Source organism: Paenibacillus sp. EPM92 (assembly GCF_016586185.1).
Lineage (GTDB): Bacteria > Bacillota > Bacilli > Paenibacillales > NBRC-103111 > Paenibacillus_G > Paenibacillus_G validus.
In genome coordinates this window covers 1-5,784 of sequence record NZ_BCPS01000060.1, presented here as the reverse complement: position 1 = coordinate 5,784, position 5,784 = coordinate 1, and the positions used below count along the sequence as shown (strand labels likewise).

Sequence of the window (5,784 nt, the reverse complement as noted above, 5' to 3'; positions counted from 1 at the left end):
CTTTCCACCAGCCCCTTATAGTACCATTCCTGACTATCACGTCCTCGTTTGAAACCAGACCATGCCTCCTCACCGTACTGCTTCAAGTCCCTCTTAATCGAACGAATATTGTGTAATTTGTCTGCACAGGACGTCTGCCGAATAGCAACGGTTGCATGTTTAAGTTCATCGAGCGTATGCTGCTTTCTTTCCTCCCATGATGCACCTTTGTCCGGTTCTGAGCAGCCTTTTACGATTTCCAATACTTTAGGACCGAAGAAGGCCAGTAAATCCTCCTCCGTTGTATCGGTATCTTCCAACGTGTCATGCAAAATTCCAGCCGCGACAACTTCCTCCGAACAACCTGCCCGCTGCAAAATCATGCCCACAGCATAAGGATGACTAATGTATGGTATCTCTGTGCCTTTTCGGCGCTGTTCCCGATGTGCAACGGCAGCAAACTCAATTGCCTTATCGATTAAAGTCATGGATACGGTTTCCTCCCTTCAATTTCAAAGATCAGTTTCTCATGAATGGTTGCAAACCGGATATTTTTGCAGGTGATTAAGAACCAGCAAAGCCCCAGCCTTATGCAGCGGCTCATTCTGCTTCTCACAATGAAACAGCTGTATGCAGGATGGACAACCTTCCGAACAACCACAGCTGCTCATGATCTGTTGGGCTTTCTCCAAAAGAACCCCAAACTTATCCGCAACTACCTCGACTATACCCGAACCGCCTCCTGCTTGGCTGTCGTAGAAGAACATTCCGGGCATTCCAAACAAGGCTGAGCCAGAATAAAAAGATGTGTGCTGAAAATCAGCCATACTGCACCTTACAACGGCCGGTATCGCCGAAGCTATGGCATGTTCGACTGCGTGAAGGCTTCCCTCAACCAAAGTCTCCAAGTCAATGGATTCGTGATTCTGCACATCCTTGAGCAGACCCTTAAGTTCATCCCTTCCTTGGTGGTCCCACATCAGCCAAAATGCCTCTGTTTGGAAACTGACAGGATATGTGTTTGTTAATTGCACAGTTTCGGGAGGCGTTGCGCCGTGATTGTAGATTTTTTTGTAGCCAAATGTACTTCGTTTTACGATGATGCTTCCAAGATTGGATTTGATCGCCGCGTCACTTATCAGAGGATTGGTTATATCATGGATTTCAATGCTATCACGAACAATTCCGCGAGTATGGTAATCCGTTCTTACTGGCTCTACAACCACTTTGCGTTGCCTGTTATTGACCCACTTGACCTTATAGAAGGTACGATTGTCAGGTCCCAGAAATACGGCATCTACGTGATAATCTCGAATCAGAGAACGTCCGTCCACACTTTGAAATAAGATGTCCTCATTCCAGCCGTTCTTGGTTACAACCGTATAGGTATCGCCCATAGTGAACAAAGTTTGATACCGGGGTGTTTCTCCTTGATAGTGTAGTTTCCCTTCAATCTGCTGCCACTGGTCGCTTGCTTCCGCAACCACCTTGCGAAGCGCCGAAGAGCGAACATAATTCATAGCATTCGTCAACGTCCCTCCCAGTTCGTGAGCCGCGTATGCGAGATGCTCCTTTAATAGCTTGGGATTCGTTGTATTGATCGCCGCAGATTCAGGCGAAAGCGTAAAGAATTCTTCAGGGTTGCGGGCAAAGTATTGCTGCAATGGCTCTTCCTGAACCATCATAATCACCACACCGTCTCTGCTTCGCCCCACACGCCCAGCCTGCTGCCAGAAGGAGGCCTGAGAACCTGGATATCCAAGCAAAATACATACATCCAGACACTTCACATCAATTCCGACCTCTAGGGCGCTAGTAGTGACCACTCCAAGGATCTCGCCTTGCTCAAGTTTTTGTATGGTTCGTTCTTTAACTTCTTGCGTGAGGTATGCATGATACGGCAGAAAAAACTCATGTGGTTCGTCTGCCGAAAGCCCGGCATGATCATGAAGATGGCTGCGCAATATCATGTTTAATTCACGACTTAAAAGCTGGGCTTGCTGGCGGTTGCTTGTGAAAATGATACTTCTTGGCCATCTTCCATCCTTGTAGATCGTGCGCAGAATTTCATAGAGATCGGAAACAACAGCCCTTTTCTTCTGCTCATCGTCTGATAAGCCAGGATTCCACATCAAAATCGCTTTCTTCTTTACTGGCGCTTGTACACCCGATATTTCATGAAATCCTTTCAGTCCACGCATTCCTGTTAATTCTTCAGCTAGATACTTTGGATTAGCAATGGTAGCCGAGCAGGCAATAAACTGGACGTTTTTATTCCCCAATCTGTCACATAACATTCTTAATCTGCGAAGGACCAAAGAAACCTTTGAACCTAACAATCCGGAGTACTGATGAAGCTCATCAATAACCACATACCGAAGATTCTGCAAAAAGCGCAATAGCTGGGAACCTCTTCCCGTAGATGAGCCTGCTCCTTGAAGAATTAAGTGCAGGTAGTGGACGTTGGTCAGCCAATAGCGCCCCTCAGAGAACACGAAGCTAGACGCCTGATCTTTTCTCATATGCTCCGGAACGTTCCGCTGCCCATGAAGAAGTCCAACAGATATTTGTTGTCCATTCACAGTGAATCGCGAAAATCCATTAAGCGAAATTTTATTTCCCTGCTCTTCTATATCATCGGCCCATTCTTTCAAATGGGTAAACTGATCTTCGACCAATGCTTTGAACGGAGCCAAATATAGCCCACACGCGTTCGGATCAGATACCAATTTTTCCATAATGGGAACATTGTAAGCCAATGATTTTCCCGATGCGGTTTTCGTACAGAGAACGACATTACGTCCTTCCCGGATGTTCTGTATGGCTTCTCCTTGGTGCTGATACAGCTTATTGATCCCCAGTGAAAGAAGCTTCCGTTGCAGCCAACTGGGCATAAGGATTTGTTCAGCATAAGCGCCTTGATTGGCGTCAATTTGATGTACATGTACGTCGCTTCGGATACGTTTTCCGACTTCAAGCAAGTTCTGGACGAGCATATCACTATCGAATGCTTGTTGCACGGGAAGTCTTCGGTCTGAGATCATTTCCATTTCTTCCGGTGTCAACATCCCGTCCAAGATTGAACATCCATCATGCGTACAATAAACGCCAGCTTGTTTGTTTATATAGGACTCCATATCGGGTTCAAGGGAGCGCCACTCCGAAATTCGAATCCCGTTTGCCCGTTGATGGATATAACGGTAATATCCTTTCGGATCAGCTTTATAACCGGTTTGGACAAAATCTCCATATGGCCGTTGCCCCCCACAAGCAGAGCAGATTACAGGCATTCTTAATCACTCCCTTCAATCAGTATCTTCAGCAGCATTATGGCTCCAGATTTGAACAATTCAATATTTCCTTTACCAGGGAGCTGCACGCAACTAGGACATCCTTCAGCACAAGGGCAGCTTTCAATAAGTTCAAGCGCTTTTCGTAGCACATGAGGGAGTTTTTCGTAAATCGCCTCGATGGTTCCGAGACCGGACCCGTTCTCGCCATAGAAGCCGATAACAGGTCGATTCGCAAAAGCCGTCATTGCACTCGCCGAAAAACCTGTAAAGTCATTCGCGTCACAAATAATGAGGTCAGGAATAACGGAAGTCATAGCGTGACCTGCAGCGTGAAGAGAGCCTTCGGCCAACAGATCAAGGGGTCTGCTTTCATCTACCCATTCCTGGATGTTATTCCTCAAGTGACCCCATTGGGAATCCGTCAATGTAACCCACATTCCTTCGGGAGAAAATCGGGTGACGGACGGATGATCCAATTGAACCTGCTCCGATTCATGCTTCTGTCCGAAGTAAACTTTTTTATAACCGAAGACGCTCCGCTTGATCTCCAGTTCACCATAGGTCATATCGATTCCTTCGATATTTTGCTTCTGATAAGTTTGCATAATATCGATAGCATCACGATAAGTAGATTGGGTGTAATAAGTTAGTTCTTGAATGGGCAATAGAATGATTTCGCCTTTTCTGCGATTGATAGAGTCTACTCGATAGCCTTTTTCTCCAGGAGTCCAATAGATCGCTCCTTCATGAAAGTCACGAAGAGCACTCCATTCATCCAGACCGTCAACTATCGTTTGATCCTGTCCACGAATAGTGACGCTGTAGTTTTGCCCGGAGATGGATCGAAGGCTAAACTTTTTATCAACGACTTCTTCCTGATTTGCAGATGCGGCAACCTGCAGTACAGTCTCAATATAGTCTTCGAGTACTCCAGGGAACATGTTCTGCAAGTCTTCCTTCGTAACTTCTCTCCCCAGCTCTTCTCTCATTAGAGGAATATGCAAAGCCAACAACTTGTAATTTGTTGGATTAATTCTAACTACTTCGGGAGCCTTATGAATAAATTCAAGTGGGTTTCGCATGTAATACTGCTGAAGCGGTTCGTCTTGCAAGATCAATACGGCGACTCCCTCGCCTTTGCGGCCTACGCGCCCAATCTGTTGGGAGAATGCCGCTTTCGATCCGGGATAACCAACAAGAACGGCAAGACTTAAATCACCAATATCAATCCCGACTTCAAGGGCATTGGTCGTAATAATGACATGAATATCGTGGGACTTGAGCCGCTCAATAATCCTTTTCCGGGTATCATTCGGTAGGATTCCAGTATAAAAAGCCGCGAGTTTTTCTCCATCCACTTTCTCTTTAGGTAACCGGAGAGGCTGGCGCAATACGTCTTTGATGTAGCGGGTAAAGACCATCGTCTGGCTGCGAGAAGGCTGAAAAATGATACTCTTAATCACCTTCTGATCCACAGTCATAATTTGTTTCGCCATCGTAATGGCATCAGTAGAAGGCGCGCGGCGGACTTGTTCGTCGGCTGACATGCCAGGATTCCAGAGGACGATCCCCTTTTTCTGATGGGCGGAACCATCTGTATTAATGAGGGTAAAGCCACTTAGCCCCGTAAGATCCTCTGCTAATCTAGCAGGGTTCTCAATCGTTGCTGAGCTCGTAATAATCTGGATGTTGTGAGTATTACCAAGTTCTCGACAAACCTTAAGCAGGCGTCTGAGTACCAATGCGACATGACTTCCGAATGTACCTCGGTACATATGCATCTCATCAAGCACTATAAATTTGAGGTTCCGCAGATAATTTCGAATGTGGTGTGCGGTCGCGTACTTCACCTTCTGAACTTGCCCGAGAATGGAGTAATGAATCATATCCGGATTCGTCATCCATACCTGTGCTTTTTCCATGATTCGCTGCCGCGGCCCATTCTCGGTATCACCATCCAGCCGGCCGATATGAATCAGGCGATCTCCTAAGTGCAATTGAGTTTCAAACCACTCATCCAAGGAAGAATTATTCTCCGTTCGTTGCATGCCAAAACGTTTAATTTGATCCAACTGATCATTTGCTAACGCTTTTGTTGGAAATATGTATAATCCACGTTCTTCAGGATGGTTATATAAACGACTAAGAATCGGCAGGTTATAGGACAACGTCTTTCCGGATGATGTTGAAGTGACCAAGACAACATTCGACCCAGAATGGACTGCATCGGCTGTTTGTGCTTGGTGAGAATATAACTGCGTAATTCCCATTCGATGTAAGGCGTCCTTAATGGGCTCCGGTGTAGATTCAGGAATATCTGCAAAAGTTGCTTCTTTGGCAGGAAGTGTATGTACATAAATCTCAGCGGCCTCTTCCTCGGCCAACTTCTTCAGCTTATCCAGTACATCTTCTGATGAAAATTCATGACTTACGACGCCAGGAATTCGGTTATCCTCACATAGTACAAATTCTTCTTTCGATCAAGTCCTATTTTATGTGTAAATTCCCTCAG

3 protein-coding genes are annotated in these 5,784 nt (G+C 45.9%); all 3 read right to left on the bottom strand.

The genetic code is table 11. The features are described 5' to 3' along the window. Positions 1 to 467 (bottom strand): HD domain-containing protein (locus JMF85_RS12010; protein WP_201318268.1); only part of this gene is annotated, 467 nt, incomplete at its 3' end. Positions 468 to 506: 39 nt separating this feature from the next. Next, the gene (locus JMF85_RS12005) at positions 507 to 3,269 is read right to left on the bottom strand and encodes a DEAD/DEAH box helicase (protein ID WP_201318267.1); all 2,763 of its coding nucleotides are present in this window, start codon (positions 3,267 to 3,269) and stop codon (positions 507 to 509) included. A gap of 2 nt (positions 3,270 to 3,271) precedes the next feature. Beyond that, positions 3,272 to 5,656, bottom strand: coding sequence for a DEAD/DEAH box helicase (locus JMF85_RS12000; protein ID WP_201318266.1), 2,385 nt, complete (start codon positions 5,654 to 5,656; stop codon positions 3,272 to 3,274). Between the last annotated feature and the right edge of the window lie 128 nt (positions 5,657 to 5,784).